Source organism: Cellulomonas sp. GbtcB1 (genome assembly GCF_019091725.1).
Classification (GTDB): domain Bacteria; phylum Actinomycetota; class Actinomycetes; order Actinomycetales; family Cellulomonadaceae; genus Cellulomonas.
Map to the genome: position 1 here is coordinate 1 of NZ_JAGXJG010000580.1, position 235 is coordinate 235.

A 235-nucleotide genomic window follows, 5' to 3' on the forward strand; every position below is an offset into this window, starting at 1 on the left:
GCGCGGGGCGCTGTCCCTGCTGGTCGGGTTCCTCGCGGCACGCCGCGGCTCCGCCCGGACCTAGGACTTCGGCGGCCTGCAGAAGGCCACCCCGGTGCTCGCCGGCGTGTTCCTGGTGACCGGCCTGTCCGCGCTGTCCCTGCCCGGCCTGTCGACCTTCGTTTCCGAGTTCCTGGTCCTGGTCGGCTCGTTCGGCACCAACCGCGCCGCGGCGGTGGTCGCGGCGCTCGGCGTC

The 235-nt window shown here is 74.9% G+C and carries 1 pseudogene; it reads left to right on the forward strand.

Annotation, left to right across the window (positions count from 1 at the left end):
- Positions 1-235 (forward strand): annotated as a pseudogene (locus tag KVT14_RS21450) (proton-conducting transporter membrane subunit); the annotation flags it as partial.